General features: G+C 46.1%; 3 protein-coding genes. 1 reads left to right on the top strand and 2 read right to left on the bottom strand.

Annotation, left to right across the window (positions count from 1 at the left end):
* Positions 1-169: 169 nt before the first annotated feature.
* A complete protein-coding gene (locus tag J7J01_08110) occupies positions 170-718 on the bottom strand; it encodes a hypothetical protein (protein MCD6210830.1) in 549 nt (182 codons plus the stop codon).
* Positions 719-911: 193 nt separating this feature from the next.
* On the opposite strand from J7J01_08110, the gene J7J01_08105 reads away from it, so the two are divergent.
* Positions 912-1,922 carry a transposase gene (locus J7J01_08105; protein ID MCD6210829.1) on the top strand — a complete coding sequence of 337 codons (1,011 nt, stop codon included), beginning with the start codon at positions 912-914 and terminating at the stop codon, positions 1,920-1,922.
* A 47-nt stretch (positions 1,923-1,969) separates the two neighbouring features.
* On the opposite strand, the gene J7J01_08100 is transcribed toward J7J01_08105, so the two are convergent.
* Positions 1,970-2,122, bottom strand: a complete 153-nt coding sequence (locus tag J7J01_08100; GenBank protein ID MCD6210828.1) for a hypothetical protein — start codon at positions 2,120-2,122, stop codon at positions 1,970-1,972.
* Positions 2,123-2,254 lie beyond the last annotated feature (132 nt).

The raw sequence follows: 2,254 nt of genomic DNA, 5'->3' as shown, positions 1-2,254 counted from the left end.
TTCTTCGACCAGAACATCCCGCCGGGCGAATAGATCTGAATACCAGAAGCCCCTAACTTGTTCCTCGGCTGTGCAGTGCCTGCTGCGGCAAATATTACCTGCGGTCTTACCAACATTTTTTCACATCACCTCTTGTTTTTAAGATATGTGTTCATTATATAAAAAGCTTTCAGGCTTTTGCTATCGAGAAGTTTCTGACTTCTGCGGGTAGCGCATAAGGGCTCACTGTAACTTGGTCTGTGTATATTTTTGTATCGTATATATGAGAAAGATATCCTCGTAAATCGTCCCAATTGATGCCTATCACACGCTTACCGTAGCCCCAATCTACGGAATCATATCTTAATACCGCAGTACCATCCACATTATAAGGACCGACGAACGGCAGAATATCAAGCGTTATTTCACTTGATGGGTTTAGTGCGTATGTTTCCACGTTCACATTTTTGGTGCCCCCCCTACTTGGAACGCTAACTTGGGGCTCGTAACTGCCCCAACAATACGTGGTGCTATCTTTTGTATAACCTACTATTTGAAACTGTCCCGTACTCTCATTGTAAGTACCGAATATGAATCCGACAATTACGTATGTGCCACTGCTCAGTTTGTTATTTTTTATTGTAACCGTCCCTTTTAGCGGGTCATAGCCTTCCACGGTCAGTGCCAACCCTGTCCAGCCCGACAGTTCAAACCCTTCTAAAACTGTTCCCCCTATCATTTCACTAATAACATATTCATCATTATATATAAAGTTTCTATCACACATCACGCAGAAAGCCTCGCTTTCAAGCGGGAATGAATGCGGTATAGGTGGGTTGTAGCACGGAGACAGATAACTCTCCCCCACCTATACCTTAAAGCTTTTTATATAATGAATACATATAAAGTTATTGTAGCACGGAGACGGAGAGATGATACTGACATATAAGATAAAACATGGGGCGGACTTCACAGCAGAGTTAGAGAAGGCGAGAAAGGTCGCTGAATTTGCTATTAAGCATCATACACTCTCGTCTAAGGATGTTAAACATATCGGACTGAAATCCGTCATCTCAAATCAGATACTGCGGAAATACAGCCGGAACAAGAACATTAAACGAGTGCGTAATGTTAATCTAATTGTGCCCAACCAAGGGATAAAAGTTGATAAGGCAAAACGAGAGATTCGTATCCCGTGCCTCAATCTCTCGTTCCCATACCGCTTCCCCAATAACTTCACCAAAATCAACCAGATAGAGATAAGCAAAGAGTATATATTCGTATCGGTAACAGTCCCGGAAGAGCCGCAGATGAAGACTGATAAGTGGATAGGGGTTGACCTGAACACGACCGGACATGTGGCGGTCGTAGCGAACCCGGAGACGGGCAAGGTGAAGAAGTTGGGGAAGAAAGCGGTGCATGTGCATAATAAGTATAAAAATATTAGGAGGTGGTTGCAGAAGAGAGGGAAATATAGGGTTGTGAAACGGCTAAGAGACCGAGAGAGCCGCATCATAAGGGACATGAACCACAAGATAAGCCACGAAATAGTGGAGACTGCGAGAGAAGCGGGCTGTGGTATAAGAATGGAGAATCTGAAAGGTATAAGGAAGCGAGCGAGAGCGAGAAGACCGTTTCGTTACTCCCTGCACAGCTGGTCGTTCTATCAACTGCAACAGATGATAGAATACAAAGCCAAGCTGCTCGGAGTGCCTGTCGAGTATATAGACCCGCACAACACCTCAAAGGTGTGTAGCAGGTGCGGGGCGATAGGTAATCGGAACGGTAAGGAGTTCAGGTGTCCAGAGTGTGGACACGTTGACCATGCGGATGCAAATGCCGCGTTCAATATAAGTATGGCATTGCATCAGAGCATAGGTCAATCTACGGCAGACAGGGATGCCGTAGAGGGGAGTGCTGGCACCCCCGAGGGGCAATGGTGAGAACGCCACCAACCCCAGAACCCTCGCCGTTCACGGCGGGGAGTATGTCAGTCTTTCACGATTGAGAAACCCGTGACTTCCGCGGCACCGGGTTCAGGTGGAGGTGCTGCCTGTGTAGTTTTCATTAGCCACCATAGCAAACCGATGCCTATGCCCGCACCCGCAACTATCCCTACCAACTTCTTGTTGGTCGTCATCATTAATAATTTATTTTATCAACAAATTTATTTTTATTGGTGATAAGAAATGGAAGCGACATGTCCTGAATGCGGGGCGGCACTGGTGATAAGTGGTGAGCCGGGAACTATAATAACATGCCCTTCCTGTGGCAC

This window comes from Methanophagales archaeon, assembly GCA_021159465.1.
GTDB lineage: Archaea > Halobacteriota > Syntropharchaeia > Alkanophagales > Methanospirareceae > G60ANME1.
The sequence above is the reverse complement of the archived record's forward strand: the minus strand, read 5'-3'. Positions and strand labels throughout refer to the sequence as shown.